Annotated in this window: 26 protein-coding genes; 15 read left to right on the top strand and 11 right to left on the bottom strand. The window is 62.4% G+C overall.

Going from position 1 to position 19154, the window contains the following annotated elements; translation table 11 throughout:
* Positions 1-11 precede the first annotated feature (11 nt).
* From pstA to arsH, 7 genes are all read left to right on the top strand, one after another.
* A complete protein-coding gene (gene pstA / locus RYH70_RS20485) occupies positions 12-1280 on the top strand; it encodes a phosphate ABC transporter permease PstA (protein ID WP_317009589.1) in 1269 nt (422 codons plus the stop codon).
* A gap of 27 nt (positions 1281-1307) precedes the next feature.
* Complete coding sequence (pstB, locus tag RYH70_RS20480) at positions 1308-2198, top strand: phosphate ABC transporter ATP-binding protein PstB (protein ID WP_022997311.1); 891 nt, start codon at positions 1308-1310, stop codon at positions 2196-2198.
* A 25-nt stretch (positions 2199-2223) separates the two neighbouring features.
* Positions 2224-2937, top strand: a complete 714-nt coding sequence (gene phoU, locus RYH70_RS20475; RefSeq protein WP_022997310.1) for a phosphate signaling complex protein PhoU — start codon at positions 2224-2226, stop codon at positions 2935-2937.
* 161 nt (positions 2938-3098) lie between these two features.
* Positions 3099-3416 carry an ArsR/SmtB family transcription factor gene (locus tag RYH70_RS20470; protein WP_022997309.1) on the top strand — a complete coding sequence of 106 codons (318 nt, stop codon included), beginning with the start codon at positions 3099-3101 and terminating at the stop codon, positions 3414-3416.
* Positions 3417-3438: 22 nt separating this feature from the next.
* Positions 3439-3933 (top strand): arsenate reductase ArsC, encoded by a 495-nt coding sequence (locus tag RYH70_RS20465; RefSeq protein WP_022997308.1) that lies wholly within the window; start codon positions 3439-3441, stop codon positions 3931-3933.
* A gap of 2 nt (positions 3934-3935) precedes the next feature.
* Positions 3936-5225: an arsenic transporter gene (locus RYH70_RS20460; protein WP_080531784.1), complete on the top strand. Its 1290-nt coding sequence runs from the start codon at positions 3936-3938 to the stop codon at positions 5223-5225.
* Between the two features lie 11 nt (positions 5226-5236).
* Positions 5237-5941, top strand: a complete 705-nt coding sequence (gene arsH / locus RYH70_RS20455; protein WP_022997306.1) for an arsenical resistance protein ArsH — start codon at positions 5237-5239, stop codon at positions 5939-5941.
* Positions 5942-6074: 133 nt separating this feature from the next.
* Here the strand turns inward: arsH and RYH70_RS20450 are convergent, their stop codons facing one another.
* The 4 genes from RYH70_RS20450 to RYH70_RS20435 all read right to left on the bottom strand — a co-directional run bounded on the left by RYH70_RS20450 (position 6075) and on the right by RYH70_RS20435 (position 8530).
* Positions 6075-6635 carry an HdeD family acid-resistance protein gene (locus RYH70_RS20450; RefSeq protein ID WP_055100322.1) on the bottom strand — a complete coding sequence of 187 codons (561 nt, stop codon included), beginning with the start codon at positions 6633-6635 and terminating at the stop codon, positions 6075-6077.
* Positions 6636-6734: 99 nt separating this feature from the next.
* Entirely contained in the window at positions 6735-7274 is a 540-nt protein-coding gene (locus tag RYH70_RS20445; protein ID WP_022997304.1) for a YaeQ family protein, read from the bottom strand.
* Positions 7275-7293: 19 nt separating this feature from the next.
* On the bottom strand, positions 7294-7842 hold the full coding sequence (locus tag RYH70_RS20440) for a TMEM165/GDT1 family protein (RefSeq protein ID WP_080531783.1): 549 nt from the start codon (positions 7840-7842) through the stop codon (positions 7294-7296).
* 328 nt (positions 7843-8170) lie between these two features.
* The gene (locus RYH70_RS20435) at positions 8171-8530 is read right to left on the bottom strand and encodes a DUF2306 domain-containing protein (RefSeq protein ID WP_022997302.1); all 360 of its coding nucleotides are present in this window, start codon (positions 8528-8530) and stop codon (positions 8171-8173) included.
* 83 nt (positions 8531-8613) lie between these two features.
* Here RYH70_RS20435 and RYH70_RS20430 point away from each other — a divergent pair, with 83 nt between their 5' ends.
* Both RYH70_RS20430 and RYH70_RS20425 read left to right on the top strand, forming a co-directional pair.
* Entirely contained in the window at positions 8614-9201 is a 588-nt protein-coding gene (locus RYH70_RS20430) for a TetR/AcrR family transcriptional regulator (RefSeq protein ID WP_022997301.1), read from the top strand.
* A 26-nt stretch (positions 9202-9227) separates the two neighbouring features.
* Positions 9228-9434: a SlyX family protein gene (locus RYH70_RS20425; protein ID WP_022997300.1), complete on the top strand. Its 207-nt coding sequence runs from the start codon at positions 9228-9230 to the stop codon at positions 9432-9434.
* 68 nt (positions 9435-9502) lie between these two features.
* Here RYH70_RS20425 and phoR read toward each other — a convergent pair whose 3' ends face one another.
* The 4 genes from phoR to RYH70_RS20405 form a co-directional block, all read right to left on the bottom strand.
* Positions 9503-10813 (bottom strand): phosphate regulon sensor histidine kinase PhoR, encoded by a 1311-nt coding sequence (phoR, locus tag RYH70_RS20420; RefSeq protein WP_055100324.1) that lies wholly within the window; start codon positions 10811-10813, stop codon positions 9503-9505.
* Positions 10814-10889: 76 nt separating this feature from the next.
* The gene (gene phoB, locus RYH70_RS20415; RefSeq protein ID WP_022997298.1) at positions 10890-11594 is read right to left on the bottom strand and encodes a phosphate regulon transcriptional regulator PhoB; all 705 of its coding nucleotides are present in this window, start codon (positions 11592-11594) and stop codon (positions 10890-10892) included.
* A 136-nt stretch (positions 11595-11730) separates the two neighbouring features.
* The gene (ubiA, locus tag RYH70_RS20410; protein WP_022997297.1) at positions 11731-12603 is read right to left on the bottom strand and encodes a 4-hydroxybenzoate octaprenyltransferase; all 873 of its coding nucleotides are present in this window, start codon (positions 12601-12603) and stop codon (positions 11731-11733) included.
* Between the two features lie 11 nt (positions 12604-12614).
* Positions 12615-13136: a chorismate--pyruvate lyase family protein gene (locus RYH70_RS20405; RefSeq protein ID WP_022997296.1), complete on the bottom strand. Its 522-nt coding sequence runs from the start codon at positions 13134-13136 to the stop codon at positions 12615-12617.
* 247 nt (positions 13137-13383) lie between these two features.
* Here RYH70_RS20405 and rd point away from each other — a divergent pair, with 247 nt between their 5' ends.
* The 5 genes from rd (at position 13384) to RYH70_RS20380 (ending at position 16362) form a co-directional block, all read left to right on the top strand.
* Positions 13384-13548 carry a rubredoxin gene (rd, locus tag RYH70_RS20400; RefSeq protein WP_022997295.1) on the top strand — a complete coding sequence of 55 codons (165 nt, stop codon included), beginning with the start codon at positions 13384-13386 and terminating at the stop codon, positions 13546-13548.
* Positions 13549-13601: 53 nt separating this feature from the next.
* Positions 13602-14750: an NAD(P)/FAD-dependent oxidoreductase gene (locus RYH70_RS20395; protein WP_022997294.1), complete on the top strand. Its 1149-nt coding sequence runs from the start codon at positions 13602-13604 to the stop codon at positions 14748-14750.
* Between the two features lie 29 nt (positions 14751-14779).
* Positions 14780-15160, top strand: coding sequence for a hypothetical protein (locus RYH70_RS20390; protein WP_014996658.1), 381 nt, complete (start codon positions 14780-14782; stop codon positions 15158-15160).
* A 116-nt stretch (positions 15161-15276) separates the two neighbouring features.
* A complete protein-coding gene (locus RYH70_RS20385) occupies positions 15277-15693 on the top strand; it encodes a VOC family protein (RefSeq protein WP_022997293.1) in 417 nt (138 codons plus the stop codon).
* A 90-nt stretch (positions 15694-15783) separates the two neighbouring features.
* Positions 15784-16362, top strand: coding sequence for a DUF7822 domain-containing protein (locus RYH70_RS20380; RefSeq protein ID WP_317009588.1), 579 nt, complete (start codon positions 15784-15786; stop codon positions 16360-16362).
* Here the strand turns inward: RYH70_RS20380 and RYH70_RS20375 are convergent.
* Positions 16338-17192, bottom strand: coding sequence for a LysR family transcriptional regulator (locus RYH70_RS20375; protein WP_167374875.1), 855 nt, complete (start codon positions 17190-17192; stop codon positions 16338-16340). The two genes, RYH70_RS20380 and RYH70_RS20375, sit on opposite strands and share 25 nt — an antisense overlap.
* Positions 17193-17301: 109 nt before the next feature.
* Between RYH70_RS20375 and RYH70_RS20370 the strand changes: the two genes are divergently transcribed.
* Positions 17302-17901, top strand: coding sequence for a cysteine hydrolase family protein (locus RYH70_RS20370; RefSeq protein WP_233917628.1), 600 nt, complete (start codon positions 17302-17304; stop codon positions 17899-17901).
* A gap of 142 nt (positions 17902-18043) precedes the next feature.
* Here the strand turns inward: RYH70_RS20370 and RYH70_RS20365 are convergent, their stop codons facing one another.
* Both RYH70_RS20365 and RYH70_RS20360 read right to left on the bottom strand, forming a co-directional pair.
* Positions 18044-18481: a VOC family protein gene (locus RYH70_RS20365; RefSeq protein WP_317009587.1), complete on the bottom strand. Its 438-nt coding sequence runs from the start codon at positions 18479-18481 to the stop codon at positions 18044-18046.
* Positions 18482-18506: 25 nt separating this feature from the next.
* Positions 18507-19091, bottom strand: a complete 585-nt coding sequence (locus RYH70_RS20360) for an O-methyltransferase (RefSeq protein ID WP_026948761.1) — start codon at positions 19089-19091, stop codon at positions 18507-18509.
* Positions 19092-19154 lie beyond the last annotated feature (63 nt).

The raw sequence follows: 19154 nt of genomic DNA, 5'->3' as shown, positions 1-19154 counted from the left end.
AGAATCATCGCATGAGTAAGACCACCGAGCAGGTACGCAAATCCCTGGCCCGCCGATACCGCGCCGAGCGCCGCTTCCGGGCCTACGGGATTATTTCCATCGCCATCGGTCTGGCGGCGCTGGCGATTCTGTTCACCGACATCATTGGCAAGGGCCGCAGTGCGTTCTTCGAGCATTACATCAAGCTGGATATCACCTTCAACGAGCAAACGCTGGATATTGAAGACGCCCGGGACCCGGAGCAGCTGAACTACGGCAACTATGACGGCATCGTCCGCGAGGCCCTCAAGACGCGTTTCCCGGAGGTGACCGAACGGCTCCAGGTGCGGGAACTGAGCGCTCTGATGAGCATTGGCGCTGGCTATGAGTTGCGCGATTTGCTGCGGGAGAATCCCGAGTGGCTGGGTACCACCCAGACCCTGTGGCTGTTGGCGGACGATGACGTGGATCTGTTCCTCAAGGCCGGTGAAAAGGGCCGCCAGGACAGCCGCATGAGCGCGGAGCAGAAAAGCTGGATCACGGAACTGGAGCAGGCCGGCGACACCGAGCGCCGCTTCAATGCCTCGTTCTTCTCCCGCGGGGACTCCCGTGAACCGGAGCTGGCGGGGATCTGGAGCGCGGTGGTGGGCTCTTTCTTCACCATGCTGGTAACGCTGTGTCTGTCGTTCCCCATCGGCGTGGCCGCGGCGATCTATCTGGAAGAATTCGCGCCGAGAAACCGCTTCACCGACTTTATCGAGGTGAACATCAACAATCTGGCGGCGGTGCCCTCGATCATCTTTGGTCTGCTCGGTCTGGCGATCTTCATCAACCTGTTCGGCGTGCCGCGTTCGGTGCCGGTGCTGGGCGGTCTGGTGCTGACGCTGATGACACTGCCGACCATCATCATCACCAGCCGGGCCTCGATCAAAACGGTGCCGCCGTCGATTCGCGAAGCGGCTATGGGGCTGGGTGCCTCGCGCATGCAGGTGGTGTTGCATCACGTGCTGCCGCTGGCCCTGCCTGGCATGCTCACCGGCGCCATCATCGGCATGGCCCAGGCGCTGGGTGAAACCGCGCCGCTGCTGCTGATCGGCATGGTCGCCTTTATCGTCGACATTCCCACCGGCCCGCTGGATGCGTCCACGGTATTGCCGGTGCAGATTTACCTTTGGGCGGACAGCCCCGAGCAGTCCTTCGTGGCCATGACCTCCGCGGCCATCATGGTGTTGCTCGCCTTCCTGATCGCCATGAACACCTTGGCGGTTGTACTGCGTAAACGTCTCGAGCGTCGCTGGTAAGCGCCTCGCTAGCAGAGGAGATGACCGATGGACACCGCTGAGAAACTGGACAAGAACGCTTCCGGTCGGAATCATGCCGAGGAGCCGTTGATCGACCTGGAAGAGCAGCCCATGCAGGAAACCCGATACCCCGAACACACCGTAGGCACGCCGTTCGTGGACGATCCGAAAATGCGTTTGCGTGACGTCGACGTGTTCTATGGTGACAACCAAGCGATCCACAAGGTCAGCCTGGACATTGGCAAGAATGAGGTGGTGGCCCTGATCGGTCCATCCGGTTGTGGCAAATCCACCTTCCTTCGCAGCCTCAACCGTATGAACGACACCATCGATATCTGTCGTGTAACCGGCGAATTGTTCCTGGAGGATCAGGACCTTTACGATCCGAAAATGGATGTGGTGGAACTGCGCGCCCGGGTGGGCATGGTGTTCCAAAAGCCCAATCCGTTCCCCAAATCCATCTACGACAATGTGGCCTATGGACCGCGCCTGCACGGCCTGGCGAACAAGAAGTACGAACTCGATGAGATCGTGGAAACCAGCCTGCGCAAAGCCGGTTTGTGGGAAGAAGTGAAGGACCGTCTACATGCGCCGGGCACGGGTTTGTCCGGTGGTCAGCAGCAGCGTCTGTGTATCGCACGCACCATCGCGGTCAGCCCGGAAGTGGTGTTGATGGACGAGCCGTGTTCCGCGCTGGATCCGATCGCCACGGCCAAGATCGAGGAGTTGATCGACGAACTGACCGAGTCCTACACCATCGCCATCGTCACCCACTCCATGCAACAGGCGGCGCGGGTGTCCAACCGGACCGCGTATTTCCATCTGGGTCGTCTGATCGAGGTGAATGACACCGAGACCGTGTTCACCAAGCCGGAACACGAGCTTACCGAAGCCTATATCACCGGTCGGTTCGGCTGACGCCCGGACGTTGAGGAGAGTGCCCATGGATCGCACCTATTTTGGCCAACACAGCTCATCGCAGTTCAACGAGGCGTTGGAATCCATCCGTAACCATCTGATGGAGATGGGCGGGCTGGTGGAAAAACAGGTCGTGGACGCGCTGGACGCGCTGCTACGCGCCGACTCCGACCTGGCGGAAAAAGTCATGCAGGCGGAGGACAAGGTCGACAAACTGGAAATCCAGATCGACGAGGAATGCGCCCGGGTGCTCGCCCTGCGCCAGCCCGCCGCGTCCGACTTGCGGCTGATCATCGCGGTGACCAAGGCGGTGTCCGATCTGGAACGGATCGGCGACGAGTCCGCCAAGATCGCCGCCATGGCACTGCAATTGTCCGAGGAAGGCGAATCGCCGCGTGGCTACGTGGAAGTGCGTCATATCGGCAACCACGTGCGCAACATGCTGCGCGATACTCTGGATGCCTTCGCCCGCTTCGACGCCGACAAGGCGCTCGATGTGGCCGCCGAGGACAACGAAGTGGATTTGGAATACCGCTCGGCCATGCGTTCCCTGGTGACCTTCATGATGGAGGATCCGCGGGCCATTTCCCGCGTGCTCAACATCATCTGGTCCCTGCGGGCGCTGGAGCGCATCGGTGACCATGCCCGCAACATCGCCGAGCAGGTGATCTTCCTGGTGAAGGGCAAGGATGTCCGCCACATCTCCATGGACGAGATGGAAGAGAAGGTCAAAGGCTGAGAAACGGGGCGCGGTCCTTTCCAGATGTACGGAGAGGGCCGTTCTCTCGGACAAAGCTACGAAGCCGCTGTGGGAGGCCAGCTTGCTGGCGAATTAAGCAAGTTGCGATAGCCTCTGTTTGGATATAATATATCCGTTATTCCGGATATACGGATTAACTAATGAATCTGACCGTCACGCAACTGTGTAAGTGCCTTGCCGATGAAAACCGTCTCCGGCTCATGGGCCTGATGGAAAAGGAGCGGGAAATCTGCGTCTGTGATCTGGTGGAGGCCATGGACGCCCCGCAGTCCACGGTGTCCCGTCATCTGGCGCAGTTACGCCAGTGCGAACTGGTGGTGGCGCGTCGCGAGGGGACCTGGATGCACTACCGGCTCAACCCGGCGCTGCCGGAATGGGCGATCGCCACCATCGACACCTTGCTGCCGCCCGCCCGTGAGCAACTGGGGATTACGCCCATCGACACGGCGTGCTGCTAACCTTCAATTCTGGAGCGCTATCATGGCCACCCCTATCAAATTACTGTTCCTGTGCACCGGCAATTCCTGCCGCTCGATCATCGCCGAAGCCCTGGCCAACCATCTTGGCGGGGGCCGGATTCGTGCCGCCAGCGCCGGCAGCCGGCCCAGTGGCCAGGTGCATCCCCGTGCCCTGGCGGTGCTGGAACGTCATGGCATCCCGGTGGGGGAGCCCTCCTCCAAATCCATGGACGACCTGGAAGGCGAGCATTTCGACGCCATCGTGACGGTCTGCGACGCCGCCGCCGGCGAGTCGTGCCCGGTCTGGCTGGCGGATACCGCCAAATCCCACTGGGGGATTCCCGATCCGGCCATCGCGGAAGGTGATGATGCCGCCATCGATGCTGTTTTCGAGGCCACCTATGAACGGCTGAGAGGCCGCATCGAGGACCTGGTGGCGTTGGATCTTGAGGATCTGAACGCCCTGGGACTGACCGCGTCACTACAGAAGATCCATCGCTCCCATGGTGAACACTGATCATGCTGCTGGCGGTACTGATCTTCATTGCCACCCTGACATTGGTGATCTGGCAACCGCGGGGGCTGGGTATCGGTTGGAGCGCCGCCGCGGGCGCTCTGGTGGCTCTGCTCACCGGTGTCATTCATCTCGATGACATTCCCGTGGTCTGGGACATCGTCTGGAACGCCACCTTCGCGTTCATCGCCATCATCATCATCAGTCTGATCCTGGACGAAGCCGGGTTCTTTGAATGGGCGGCGCTGCATGTGGCCCGTTGGGGCGGCGGCCATGGCGGCCGGCTGCTGGCGGCGGTGGTGTTGCTCGGTGCCCTGGTGGCGGCGGTGTTCGCCAACGACGGGGCGGCGCTGATTCTGACCCCCATTGTTTTTGAAATGCTGCTGGCGCTGGGGTTCGGGCCCGCCGCCACCCTGGCGTTCATCATGGCGGCGGGTTTCATCGCCGACACCGCCAGCCTGCCTCTGGTGGTCTCGAATCTGGTCAACATCGTCTCCGTGGACTTCTTCGATATTGGCTTCGGCGAATACGCCACGGTGATGGCGGTGGTAAATCTGGTATCGGTCTCCGCGTCGCTGCTGGTGCTGTGGCTGTTCTTCCGCCGTGACGTCCCCAGGGGGTATGAGATAGACAGGCTGCGCCAGCCCCATGAGGCCATCAAGGATCCCAGAACCTTCCGGGCCGGCTGGTGGGTGCTGGCGCTGTTGCTTGCCGGCTTCTTCTTTGCTGAACCCATGGGGGTTCCGGTAAGCCTGATCGCGGGCATCGGCGCCTTGGTACTGTTCCTGATTGCCCGTCATGGCCATCACATTTCCACCATGAAGGTACTGAGTGGCGCGCCCTGGAACATCGTGGTGTTTTCCCTGGGCATGTATCTGGTGGTCTACGGCTTACGTAATGCGGGCCTCACCGATGCCGTTGCCGGCGTATTGAACCAACTGGCACGGCAAGAGTTGTGGGTCGCCACCCTGGGCACTGGCTATATCGCCGCGGGACTGTCCTCGATCATGAATAACATGCCCACGGTGCTGGTGGTGGCGCTGTCCATCGATGACAGCCAGGCCGGTGGTCTGGTGCGTGAAGCGATGATTTACGCCAACGTCATCGGCAGTGATCTGGGGCCGAAAATAACGCCTATTGGCAGCCTGGCGACGTTGCTGTGGCTGCACGTCCTGGCCCGCAAGGGCATGAAGATCGGTTGGGGTTACTACTGCCGCGTGGGTATTGTCCTGACCCTGCCGGTGTTGACCGTCACTCTGCTGGCCCTGGCCGGCTGGTTGATGGTGCTGTCTTAAGGAAAGTAACGATGAATGATTTGCCCAATGTACAAACAGAGCTGTTCCACATTCCGGATCGGCGGCAACTGGGCGCCGCTGACTCCCATCCGCCGCGTATTTTGCTGTTGTACGGCTCCTTGCGGGAGCGTTCCTTCAGCCGTCTGGCGGTAGAGGAAGCCGCGCGTCTGCTCGAAGCCATGGGCGCGGAAACCCGTATCTTCGATCCCCGTGGCCTGCCGTTACCGGATGCGGAACCGGCGGATCACCCCAAGGTGGCGGAGCTGCGGGATCTGGCCCAGTGGTCCGAAGGCATGGTGTGGTGCTCGCCTGAGCGGCACGGCGCCATGACCGGCATCATGAAGGCGCAGATCGACTGGATTCCGCTGGCCCTCGGCGGTGTGCGCCCGACCCAGGGCAAGACCCTGGCGGTGATGCAGGTCTGCGGCGGTTCCCAGTCCTTCAATGCGGTGAACCAGTTGCGGGTGCTGGGCCGCTGGATGCGCATGGTGACGATCCCGAATCAATCCTCGGTGCCGAAGGCGTTCCTGGAGTTCGACGACCATGATCGCATGAAGCCGTCACCGTTCTACGACCGCATTGTCGATGTGATGGAAGAACTGATGAAATTCACGCTGCTGGTGCGCGATCGCAGCGACTATCTCACCGACCGCTACTCCGAACGCAAGGAAAGCGCCGCCGAGGTGTCGGCGCGAGTGAACCAGAGAGCCATGTAGCGTCGACACAGTAATTCAGAGTTAGCTATAACGCCGCTGTAGGAGCTTGCCTGCAAGCGAATCTTTTCGCCAGAAGCCGAATTCGCTTGCAGCGGCCCGCCGCCCGGACAAGCTCCCACAGGGGGCGAAAGGGTCAGGAGCTGGCGCGTCGCCGAACCGTCAGCGCCACCATGATCAGCATCCAGCCGTTCAACAGCAATTCGATGGCGATGAACAGTCCGATCACCCAGGCACTGGATTCCGGCCATTCGGAGAAGATCATCCCGGCCAGTACCAAGCCCAGAACACCGGTCAGAGCCGGCAGCCAGGGTGAGACCACCGGGCTCATCTGCCAGGCCAGCAGCAGACGCAGCAGGCCGGTAAGCACCAAGGCGAGAGCGATCAGTAAAGTCAGGGCGCCGGCGGCTGCTTGCGGCTGCGACACCACGTACAGGCCGAGCAGGGCGTAGAGCAGGCCGATGGCCAGAAACAACAAACTGCGTGGCAGGCCGGAAGCGCGAAACGCCTGCGCGATCTGCAGCACGCCACCGAAAATCAGAATGGCTCCGAACCACAGCACGCCGACCAGGGTGAACAACCCGACGGCACCCAGGCCGAGAGTGCCCAGGACCACGAAAACAATGCCGAGAGTCAGCAGCCCCTTCCAGTGACGGGCCAGTTGCGAGAGCAATACGGATGCCGGATCGGATGTCATGAGGCATGTCTCCTTGCCAGACCAGCATTGGATGGCGAATCCGAAAGGCCCGCTCCGTGCGGGCCTGTCATTGATGGTAGCTGCTCTTCGGCATGGCGCCTAGGGATACCATTGCGGCCGGTCGACTTCCACATTGCGGCTGTCATCGCCGATCCACAACTGCCCGTCCTGGATCATGGCCTGCAGGCGCATACTCCGTTGCGCCAGCCCGGCCAGGGCGGTTTCGCTGTCGGCGGCGACATGACGAACGGTAAGGTTGTCGAAGCGGCGCACCTTGTTGGCCATGCTCTCCCACCACACCCGCGGCGCGCGCGGACCATAGCAATAGACCAGTACCTGCTCCGCCAGGCCGCAGGCCTTGCGCAGCCGTTTCTCGTCCGGCATGCCCAACTCGATCCACAGCGCCAGGGTGCCGTCCGGATTATGCCGCCACAGGTCCGGCTCCTCGGTGCTGGAGATGCCACGGGTGAAGGCCAGGTCCTCGTGGGCATGCAGGGCGAACGCCATCAGCCTCAGCATCATACGTGACTCGGTTTCCGAAGGGTGCAGCGCCAGCGTCAGCTCATGGGTGGCGTAATAGTCGCGATCCATGTCGGAGACGGTGAGTTCGGCTTTGTAGATAGTGGCTTTCAGTGCCATGACGACTCCAGCAAGGGGTTTACAGCAGCGCCCAGATTCCGAAAACGATGAACAGCACCGCGCTAATACGGTGAGCCCAGCGTTCCAGACGCTCACCGGCGAGGCGATGGGCGACCCAGATCACCGGCAAGTTGGCGGCGATCATACCGGCAGTGCTGCCCAACAGCACGGGCCAGAATTCCTGAAAGCGCACCGCCAGCGCCACCGTGGCCAGTTGTGTCTTGTCGCCGATCTCGGCGATGAAGAACAGCACCAGAGCAGTGAGGAAGGGCCCGAAACGAGGATCCGCCTTGATTTCCTCGTCCTGGTCCGGAATCAGCATCCACAGCCCCAGGCCAATGAAGCCGATACCGAGGATCCAGCGCAGCCACTGCTCCGGGATATGAGCGCTGAGCCAGTCACCAAACCAGACCGACAGGCCATGATTGATCAATGTGGCGATGATGACGCCGGCGAGGATCGGCCAGGGCCTGCGAAAGCGGCAGACCAGCGCCAGGGACAACAGCTGCGTTTTGTCGCCGATTTCTCCCAGGGTAACCAGCAGGGTGGAGGACAGAAAGGCTTCCATCAGCGCGTCTCCCCGTTGTGAACGGCGAGGCGGATGGCGTGGACCTGCCTGTTCTCAAGGCGCGAACGGCCTCGGGAAGCTGGGTGGGTCATGGGTAGGGCTCCGGGGGGCGGGACGACAAACACGAGAGACACTGTCCACTCATCCCGCCCCCGCGGTCTGCCAGCAGACAATGTCTCAGGTCTCGTCAATCCGAGGACACGGCCACCATGCGCATTGAGGCGCAACTGTGTTGATGACCGTCAAGGGCGGGGCGCCCAAGCGACTACTCCCCCAAGACGGCGCTAACCATAGCCGTCTTGGGGGGAGCTGGCAATATCCCGGTGGGTCAGAACAACCAGCCGCTGATCAGGCGGCCGGGGGCCAGGGCGCCGAGGCCGGCGCCCACCAGACCCAGATAGGCCCCCACGGTGAATCTCCGGTGCGAGCGGATCCGCCGGTGGCGCGCGGCCACCACCGCCATCACCAGACAAAACAGGACCCACACCGACAACAGATGGATGGGTCCGAATGAACCGACAAGGGGCAGGAAGCTGTGAATCCAGAACGACGACAGGGCGGTGGCGGCCATGGCGAGGATCCAGGCCCAGCCCAGGCCCCGGTGGGAGCCGCCGCCCTTGGGGGCCGCCAACTGCACGGCGCCAAGAAGCAGGGCCACCAGGGCTGAAAGCCAGTGCAACGTGATCATGCTGTTATCTCCCAGGCAAAAGTATATGCTGTGAACATTAGTCTGAAAGGCAAAGTTCACAGTGTCAACATTGGGTGTGAAAAATGGAGAGAGGGAGTGCTTACCACCACGGAAATCTGCGCGAAACCTTGATCGAGGAGGGTATTGCGTTGCTAGCGGAGCGTGCCGACGGCGATATCAGCCTGCGCCAGTTGGCGCGCCGGGTCGGGGTGACCGCCAATGCCACCTATCGCCATTTCGCCAATAAGAACGCGCTCTTGGCGGCGTTGGCGGCGGAGGGCTTCCGGCGTTTGCAGGAGGGGCAAGGGGAAGCCGTGCGCGGCGCCGACCCCGGCCAGGGATTGCGGGAAGCCGGGCTGGCCTATCTCCGTTTCGCCTGGCGGCACCCGGCGCTGTTTCGTCTGATGTTTGGCCCCACGCTCAACCGTCAGGGGGATGAAGAACTGACACGGGTGGCCGCGGCCTCTTTCCGGGCACTGCGTTCCGCCGTGGCCGCGGCGCACGGCCTGGATGAAGAGGCCGCTGGCGTGGAAGGCGCCACGCTGAGGACCTGGGGTCTGGTGCACGGGCTCAGCCATCTGATGCTGGACGGCCAGTTCGGGTGGCGGGCGGAGTCGCCGCTGGCGGTGGCGGAACAGGCACTGACGGACGCGGTGGATGGACCGCTATAATGGCCGCCCGCTAACCGGAGATACTCATGAGCGACGATCGTTTTCTCGATATCGAAACCAAGCTGGCTTACCAGGAAGATCTGGTGAATGAGTTGAACCGTATCGTCAGTGGTCAGCAGCGTTCCCTGGATGAGCTGGAAAAGGTGTGCCAGCGTCTGGTGGAGCGGGTGGTGGAACTGAACGAGGAGGTCACCGCGCTGCGCATCCAGGACGCGCCGCCGCCGCATTATTGAGGCAAGGCATTCGCTGCCCGGGCGGCGCTCCGCTTGGCAGTGAATAGCGAATGCCTTTGGCCTGGGCGCTACTGCGCCAGCGCGGTGGGTTTGCTCACCAGCCGTTCCGGCGGGAAATGGCAGGTAAAGACACTGCCCTTGCCCAATTCGCTGCGAATCTCCAGTCTTGCTCCGTGACGGATCAGCACGTGCTTGACGATGGCCAGTCCCAAACCGGTACCCCCGGTCTGGGTCACCCGGCTGGTGTCGGGCCGGTAGAAGCGTTCAGTCAGGCGCGGAATATGTTTCGGATCGATGCCGATACCGTCGTCGGAGACGGAAAAGTGGGCGCCTTTGTCGTCCTGCCACCAGCGGATCAGGATATGGCCGCCTTCCGGTGTGTACTTCACGGCATTGGTGATCAGGTTGCCGAAGGCGCTTTCCAGCTCCGCCGGGTTGGCCACCAGCCGGGCGGTTTCCGGTACCTCCAGGACGATCTCGTGATGCTTGTCCGGCGCCAGTGCCAGGGCGCTCTCACGCATACGCTTGAGCATGCCATGCACGGTCACCGCCTGATGGGTATTGTCGGTATTGGTGCTTTCCAGCCGCGACAGCAGCAGCAAGTCATGCACCAGGGCTTCCATGCGTTGGGACTGGCTGGCCATCTGCGACAGCGCCCGGCGTAGCCGGGCCTGCTCCTCCGGCACGGTGTCCTGCAGGGTCTCCAGATAGCCCTTGAGTACGGTCAGCGGCGTTTTCAGCTCATGGCTGACGTTGGCGACGAAATCCTTGCGCATCTCCTCCAAGTGATGCAGCCGGGTGACATCGCGGGCCAGGATCAACTGGTCACCGACGCCGAACTCGGTGATACGGAATTGCAGGATACGGTTGTCGTCCACCGGCCCGGGGATTTCCAGCGGTTCACGAAAGTCGCCGCGGGACAGGTATTCGGTGAAGCGGGGGTGGCGGATCAGGTTGGTGAGCGGCTGGCCGAGATCCTTTTCCTCGTTCAGGCCCATCAACCGGTGCGCGGCGTGGTTCCAGTATTCCAGGTAGCCGTGGCTGTCGATCAGCACCACCGCGTCTTCCAGCGCATTCACCGATTGCTGGGCGCGAAGAATGATGCCCTGCAGGTTCTCCTGAGCGCGCCGCTCCTGCTGAAAAAGGTGTTCCAACCGGGTATAGAACTCTCCCCACAGTCCCACGCTGTCCGGCGGTTCGGTGTGTTCCTCGCGGATCAGCCAGGTGTAGAGGGCGAACAGCTGGCGGGTGCTCCAGACAATGTAGCCGAGCAGACCCACCACCAGCGGCCATATGTTCTGTATCGCCAGGGCCGCGACCAGCGACAGGGCGATAAGAACAATGATGCGGTTTACTTCCTTGGCCAGACTGCTTTTCATTGGCCGTTGCTTCCTCTCGGGGCCGTTGCGGAGGGGGAGGCCCGTTTCGGCCGGTGCGATCCGTATCAGAGGTGTATCAGGACACCTGGGCGGATTTTACCGAAAAGCGATAACCGGTGCCCCGCACGGTCTGAATGAAACCATCAAAGCCGTGAGGCGCCAAGGCCTTGCGCAGACGGCGGATGTGCACATCGATGGTACGGTCCTCCACGTACACATTGGCGCCCCAGACCTGATCCAGCAACTGGGTGCGGGAGTAGGCCCGTTCCTGGTGGCTCATGAAGAACTCGAGCAGACGGTATTCGGTGGGTCCCATGTCCACCGGCACCCCGTGAGCGCTGATGCGGTGGCTGACCGGATCCAGGCACAGACCCTGGACATCGATTTCCTTTTCACCGGCGGCGGCGGAGGAGCGGCGCAATACCGCGCGGATGCGCGCGATCAGCTCGCGGGTGGAGAACGGCTTGGTGACATAATCGTCGGCGCCCACGTCCAATCCCTGGATCTTGTTATCTTCCTCACTTTTGGCGGTGAGCATGATGATTGGCACTTCGCTGGTGTTGTCGTCCCGTTTCAGGCGACGAGCCAGTTCGATACCGCTTACCGAGGGCAGCATCCAGTCCAGCAAGACCAGGTCCGGCCGTTCGTCAACGATGCGTTCGTGGGCCTGCTGGGCGCTTTCGGCTTCGAGCACGTCGAAATCGGCCAGTTCGAGAGCCACGGACACCATCTCCCGGATGGCCGGCTCGTCATCGACAATGAGGATGCGATTTTTTGACATAGTTCGGTCTTCCGCTTTCCCGCCCGGATGTGGGGAGCCTCATTAGATGGCTTTTTTATGACATCTTGATGACAGATTTGCCAACCTTTTCGCCGCCGGTCGCGGCATTACGCCGGGCGGCGGCGTTTCCGGGGAGTCACAAATATTGCAGAAACAGACCGACGAAAACGCAGGCACCCACCCAATGGTTGTTAAGAAAGGCGTGGAAACAGGGCCAGCGTTCCCGGTAGCGGATGCGCCATTGTTGATGAACGAACAGGACGAGGGCGCCCAGCAGGCCCAGATACCAGGGCAGGCCGAAGCCCAGGCGCAGCCCCACCAGCACCAGCCCGGCCAGCACCAGACCCTGGAGAATGCCGATGATCACCTTGTCCAGATCCCCGAACAGAATGGCGGTGCTCTTGATCCCGATCTTGAGGTCATCCTCGCGGTCGCACATGGCGTACTCGGTGTCGTAGGCCACCGTCCACAGCAGGTTGATGATGAACAGCAGCCAGGCGATCGGCGGCACGCTGGCGGTTTCGGCGCCGAACGCCATGGGAATGGCCCAGCTGAAGGCCGCGCCCAGCACCACCTGAGGCAGATTGGTGAAGCGTTTGGTGAACGGATAAAGGATGGCCAGCCCCAGTCCACCGAACGCCAGCCAGAAGGTGAAGCGGTTCAGGAACAACACCAGGATCAGGGCGATGAACAGCAGGCCCACGAATAGGCCCAGAGCCTGTTTGGCGCTCAGGGCGCCGGTGGCCAGCGGGCGGCCCCGGGTGCGCTCCACCGAGCCGTCGAAATTACGGTCGGCGAAGTCATTGATCACGCAGCCGGCGGCGCGCATCACGAATACCCCGAGCACGAAGATAACAATGTTCTTCAGGCTCGGCGTGCCATCGGCGGCGATCCACAGCGCCCACAGGGTAGGCCACATCAACAACATGCTGCCGATCGGCCGGTCCAGGCGCATCAACTGAATCCAGGGCCACAGCGAGGGATAACGGTGTTCCACGAAAGCCAGCATGGTTGTTCCTTCTATTGTTCCCCCACCAGGGACCAGAGCGCGGGCAGAAAGTACTCCGCCACCAGCAGCGGTCTGCCCCTTTTCACGAAACGGGTCTGACGCCCCCAGCACGGCCCTCGGCCGGCCGGCGACAGGCCATAACGGACCCACACCTGATCCCGGTGCGCCTCGGGGTAACGGTATAACTCACTGCCCAGCGAACGGCCACCCATATGCGCCAGATTGCGGTTGGCCCAGCGCAGACTGAGCAGCGGCAGGACGCTGCGGGCTTCCACCACCGGAGTGTCGCACAGCATCAGCGTGACTTCCCGGATCAGCGCGATACGGCGCCCGCTCTGGTGTAACTGCTCGCGTTCGAAAGGCACGGGGACCGTCACCAGGGAGCGGTTGTGGCGGACGTGAAAAGTGCCGTGGCGGCGCAGGCGGGCGGTGAGGGATCCGGGGTCACCGAGCCAGTCGCGGATGAGCGGTGGTACGGTAAGACGATCCAGTGGGCGCCATTTCGGGTCGGCGTCCAGAGGTGAATTTGGCATAGTGTGACACTCCGCTCTCGACCGGCGGCGTGGACTATGGCGCAAGGTGGCGCGAGGGGCAAGAGAGCGGCACGAATCTGGCAGGGTCGTCGGCCATGGCGGGGCCGGTCATGGCGAGGTCATCGGCCCGGCTGCCATGGTGACATCCGCTGGTGTCATTGATTTTTCAGGACGGCGTGGCTACGTTAGCGGGCCCCTGGTTTCCGGCCCCTGGCGCTGTCCGGGATATTGATCAACGAGGTATGACATGAAGAAATGGGAATGTGTGGTGTGCGGCTTCATCTATGACGAAGCGGAAGGGCTCCCCGAGGAGGGCATCGAGCCCGGCACCAAGTGGGAAGATATCCCCGACGACTGGGTATGTCCGGACTGCGGCGTCGGTAAGGAAGATTTCGAGATGGTGGAAATCTGAGCGGCCGCCATTCCCGTCCCTGGCACCACCCTGGCACCACATAAGGAGCGCCAATGAAGCCCATCGTAGTGATCGGATCCGGTCTGGCCGGATTCAACGTGGTCAAGGAATTCCGCAAGCTGGATAAGGAAACGCCGCTGGTGGTGCTGACCGCCGACGACGGCCGCAGTTACTCCAAGCCGATGCTGTCCACCGGTTTCACCAAGGAAAAAACCGCCGATGAACTGGCCATGGCCTCACCGGAACAGGTGGCCGAGCAGTTCAACGTCACGGTGCGGACCCACGTTCATGTGGCCGGTATCGATGCCGACGGGCACCGGGTGCTGCTGCCGGACGATCACCTGGATTACAGCAAACTGGTGCTGGCGCTGGGGGCGGATACCTGGACGCCGCCGTTGGAAGGTGACGCGGTGGGCGAGGTGTTCTCGGTCAATGACCTGATGGACTACGGCCGCTTCCGCGAAGCCCTGCAAGGCAAGCGCCGCGTGACGATTCTCGGTGGTGGTCTGATCGGCTGTGAATTCGCCAACGATCTGAGCAACGGCGGCTTTGAAGTGGCCCTGGTGGAACCGATGGGGCGCTGCCTGCCGCTGTTATTGCCGCAGGCGGCTTCCGAGGCGGTGGGCCGGGGACTTGAGGCCCTGGGCGTGCGTTTCCATTTCGGTCCCCTGGCACAGGCGGTACACCACGGTGATGATGGCACTCTGATTACCGAACTGTCCGATGGTACCCGGGTGGAATCCGACGTGGTGCTGTCCGCCATCGGCTTGCGTCCGCGCATCGACATGGCCAAGGAAGCCGGTCTGCGCACCAACCGGGGCATCCTCACCGATCGCACCCTGCGCACCAGCGCCGAGGACATCTACGCCCTGGGCGATTGCGCGGAAGTGGAAGGCCATGTTCTGCCCTATGTGCTGCCGCTGATGGCCAGCGCCCGCGCCCTGGCCAAAACCCTGGCTGGCGAGGAGACCGCGGTGAGTTACGGCGTCATGCCGGTGACCATCAAGACTCCGGCTTGCCCGGTGGTGGTCTGCCCGCCGCCGGCGGATAGTGAAGGCGAGTGGGAAGTGACGCAGCAGGAAAATGATGTCACCGCCCTGTTCCGCGGCGCCGACGGCACACTGCTGGGCTACGCCCTCACCGGTGAGGCGGTGAAGGAAAAGCTCAAACTCAACAAGGAACTGCCGGCCCTGATGCCCTGACCGGGCCGGCCGCCGGCCGGGAGCGCGTAATGAAGTTTCGTTTCATCTTGATGCTGCTCGGCTGGCGATTGCGCTGGCTGGGCCGCCACAATGAGGGTTTTCGCCAGCAATTGGAGCACCGGGATGTGCTGATGCAATGGCGTACCTTCGATGGCCGGGTGGCCCGCTGGTATCACTTCACACCGCAAGGTGTAAAACACGGCGCCGGTTTGCACGGCGCGCCCACCATCACCCTGAATTTCCGCGACGCGGATTACGCGTTCCGCACCCTGCGTGCCTCCGGCAAGAACCAGATGGCGTTCATGGAAGGCATGCAGGCCGGCGATATCAAGGTGGAAGGGGACCCGGGCCAGCTGATGTGGTTCATGACCCTGATGAAATTCATCATGCCCGGGAAAAAGAAACGCTGATTCGCTGAATAACACCGGTGCCCTGGCGGGGCGGCTTTTGTCCGATTTATTCAAGACATCCGGGCGACGTTGAGCCAGGCTCACGGGTCCCTGTTCCCCTGTTTTGGAGAAGACGGATGAAGCCGAACATAAAAGTCATCACCCTGGGCGTGGATGACCTGCATCGTTCCCTTAGGTTTTATCGCGACGGCCTCGGTTTGCCCACCGAGGGCATCGTTGGCACCGAATTCGAGGACGGCGCGGTGGTGTTTTTCCATCTCGACGGTGGCCTGGTGCTGGCGCTGTATCCTCGCCCGGCCCTGGCCAAGGGAGCGGGCGTCCCGTTGGTACCCGCCTCGGCCGGAGGCTTTACTCTGGCCCATAATGTGGGCTCGCCGGAGGAAGTGGACGAGGTTATGCGGCAGGCCGAGGAGGCCGGTGCCCACGTAACCAAGATCGCGGAAAAAGCGTTCTGGGGCGGCTATTGCGGCTACTTCCAGGATCCGGATGGCCACCTCTGGGAGGTCGCCTGGAATCCGGATTGGGAAGAATAATCAAGTTCCGGAAAACGGGCCTCTCTTGTGGGCGCTGTGCGGTGAGGTCACCATGGGCGGCTCATTCGAAAGCAGCGCAGGCGGCATCTCATGGCGAACCGAAGCTATCTTTACGCGACCGACCGGGTTCCCGCGCGGACGCCGGATCAGCCCAAACCCGTGGTCCGGGGGTTGTCCGAATGGGGGTACGCGATTCCGCTCAGCTACCGGCTGCTGGTGTCCGCCGATACCGTGATCTGCCCCTCCATGATCTGGGAACTGGACGACGACGTGGCGCTGGCGGGGGATTACGACAAGGGGGTGAAGCGTCTGCGTGACTTCCTGGCGCGTATCGACTGGCCCGAGGCCCGGGAGCTGGTGGAGCAAGCGGAAGCGTTCCTGCTGGCGCCGGAAAACCGCGCCGACCATGTGATGCTGGAAGCCGCCGAAGTGTTGACGATGGGGGATCAGCCGGTGGCCGAGTCAAGCCGGGCACTGCTGGCGGGGCTGGCCGATCTGGATGAGGAAATGGAGCGGACTCTGCGCCATCTCAATCAAGTCAAGCCTTCGGCGCCGGGACCGCTGGCGCGCATGCTCGGATTGAAACCGGCCGACCCGCTCGCGCCGGTGCGCGAACTGGGGCTCGGGTACTGGTCCAACGTGCTCTACTTCGATTTCAGCGAGGACTGATCGGTCCAGCCGGCCTCCCGTACCACCTCTTCCAGCCAATCCAGGCAGGCCCGGATCGCCGGGCGTTCGCGCAAATCCTCGTGCAGCACCACCCACAGAGGCCGACTCACCCTTATGGTTGGCTGTGCCGCCACCAGGCCGGGGTCGGCGTCGATCATTGGATCCGGCAGCATCGCCATGCCAAGCCCCGAACGCACCGCCGCCTGAATGCCCGTGAGGCCCGCAATGCGTGCCACCGGCGGATCCCGGAACACGCCGGCCATGGCCTGGATCTCCGGCAGATCGTCCCAGCCGCGATGGTAGGCGATCCAGCCCTGGGCGGAGCCCCGCACCGAGCTGGCCAGCGTCAACCCGAGCGCGCCCAGACGCCGGGCCACCAGATGCTCTTCCCGGGGGCGGGCCAGACGCAGCGCCAGATCCGCGTCCCGGCGGGACAGGCTGACGGTGGTATTGGACGCCGCCAGTTCCATGGTCAGCGCCGGGTGGCGCCGATGTAGATCAATCAGACGGGGCGCCAGCAGCGCCTCCACGATCCAGGCCACCGAGGTCAGCCGTACCAGCCCCGATACCGTCCCCTGGCCGTGATCCGGATTGGTCCGCAGCAATGCCTGCTCCATGCGCTCCGCCGCTCGCACCAGCCGCTCGCCCGTGGGCGTTGGCTGCAGGCCGTCCCGCCCCCGCAGAAACAAAGTGGTGCCCTGACGGCCTTCCACGGCGGCGAGGCGGCGGGCCATGGTGGTCTCGTTCACCCCAAGACGGCGCGCCGCTTCGCGCAGAGTACCGGAGCGGCTCAGGGCCAGCAGAAAACGGAAATCATCCCAATCTTTCATGCCTGCATTTTTGCAGGTAATGCTCGCAAAATACCAGCTTGGATCAGGCGAATGCGCAGGCCACCATGAGCCCTCATTGAATTCATGCGCTGACACGGGAGCACGCGATATGAGTAACGACAAGCCGGTAACCCTGAGAACCCTGGCCGGAGCATCGGCCTGGCAAACCCCGCAACGTGGCAAGGCGGCGGTGGTGATCATCGATGCCCAGGAAGTTTATGGCAGCGGCGCCTTGCCGCTCACCGGTCTCGATGCTGCCCTGACTGAGATCGAAAGGCTGCGCGAAAGAGCCAAGAAAATGGATTGGCCAGTGATCCACGTGGCCCACGAAGGCCCCGCCGGCAGCCCCTTCGACCCGGCCGGTGGTGGCGCCTTCCTGCAACGCGCCCAACCCGAGGCAGGCGAGGCCGTGGTGATCAAACCGCGCCCCAACGCCTTCTCTGGCACGGACCTGGAACAGCATCTGCGCGATGTGGAGGGCCCGGTCCTGGTGGTCGGCTTCATGACCCACATGTGTGTTTCCTCCACCGTGCGGGCCGGCTACGACCTGGGCTTCGACATGGCGGTGGTCGCCGCCGCCTGCGCCACCCGCGATCTGCCCGCCACCCATGGCACCGGCGTGGTTCCGGCCGAACAACTGCACAACGCGGCCCTGGCGGCGATGTCGGATGTGTTCGTGCCGGTGCTGGCGACGGTGGAAGAGGTTTAATAACGCCGTTGTTTGCGACAAAGCTACCGTGGGAGCCAGCCGGGGCGGCCCTCCGCCTGCTGGCGAATTCTTCCATGATTTATTTGCTAGCAAGCCAGCGACTTCGTTGCCCTTGTGGGAAGCTGCCTCGAGAGCGAATTGGCTACCCAAGCTCCTGGGCGAGCCCGATCAGGATTCTTTCCGGACCCTGGATGTAGCAGAGGCGGTACGTGTCTTCGAATTGCGCCACCGTGCCGACAAGTTTCGCACCGTGTTTGTCGAGTCGGGCGAGCGTGTCGTCAATATCCTCCACGGTGAACATCACGCGCAGATAGCCGAGAGCGTTCACCGGCGCGGTGCGGTGATCGGCGACCACGGGCGGTGCCAGGAACCGGGAGAGTTCGAGCCGGCTGTGGCCATCCGGCGTGCGCATCATGGCAATCTCGACGCGCATGCCGCGCAATCCGGTAACGTCATCGGCCCAGCTTCCCTCGACAGGCGCGCGGCCCTCGAGTTCGAGGCCGAGTTCGCTAAAGAACTCAATGGCGGCATCGATGTCTTCGACCACGATGCCCACGTTGTCCATACGCTTGACCGTCATACTGTCTCCTTGGCGCCCCGCGTGCTCATAGGCAGGATTTATAGGCGACAAATTCACCTTTGCCCACAGGTACCAGACAGGTAGTAAATCGGGGGTGCTGTTGAAGATGAGCGATGAAGTCGGCCATCTCCGCCGCATGAGACAGGGCGTTGTCGCAAACCAGAACGCCACCGGGTTTCACCGCTTCCATGATACGGTCGGCGACGTCCAGATACTGGCTCCGATCGGCATCGAGAAAGACCAGATCAAAGGTCGCGGTATTGCCCCGAAGGTAAGTGACGGCGTCGCCCTTGATCTGCTCAATGCGATCAACAAGACCAGCGCGCTGAAAATTTGCCTTGGCTTCACCAATCTTGTCGTTATCGAACTCCACCGTTACCACCCGGCCGCCGTTGTTCAATGACGAAGCCAGCCACAGAGTGGAGTAACCGTTGGAGGTGCCAATCTCCAGCACCCGCCCGGCCCGGATCGCCTTGACCAGCACCGCGAGGAACTCGCCGGTATCACGGGTGATGTTCAAGTACTTCCGGCGGCGCTCGCTGACCCGGGCATCATTATCTTTACCCCTTTGTTCAAGTCCTGTGAGCAAGGTATTGAGCGTTGGTGTCATGTCCTAGACTCGAAAAAGGAAAAGAAAGATGATCATGCCAATCATGACAAGCGTCATCAGGCT

The sequence above is a fragment of the Alloalcanivorax xenomutans genome, assembly GCF_032810065.1.
In the GTDB taxonomy this organism is placed as follows: domain Bacteria; phylum Pseudomonadota; class Gammaproteobacteria; order Pseudomonadales; family Alcanivoracaceae; genus Alloalcanivorax; species Alloalcanivorax xenomutans.
Note: the sequence above shows the minus strand (reverse complement) of the source record. Positions and strands in the feature narration are given on the sequence as shown.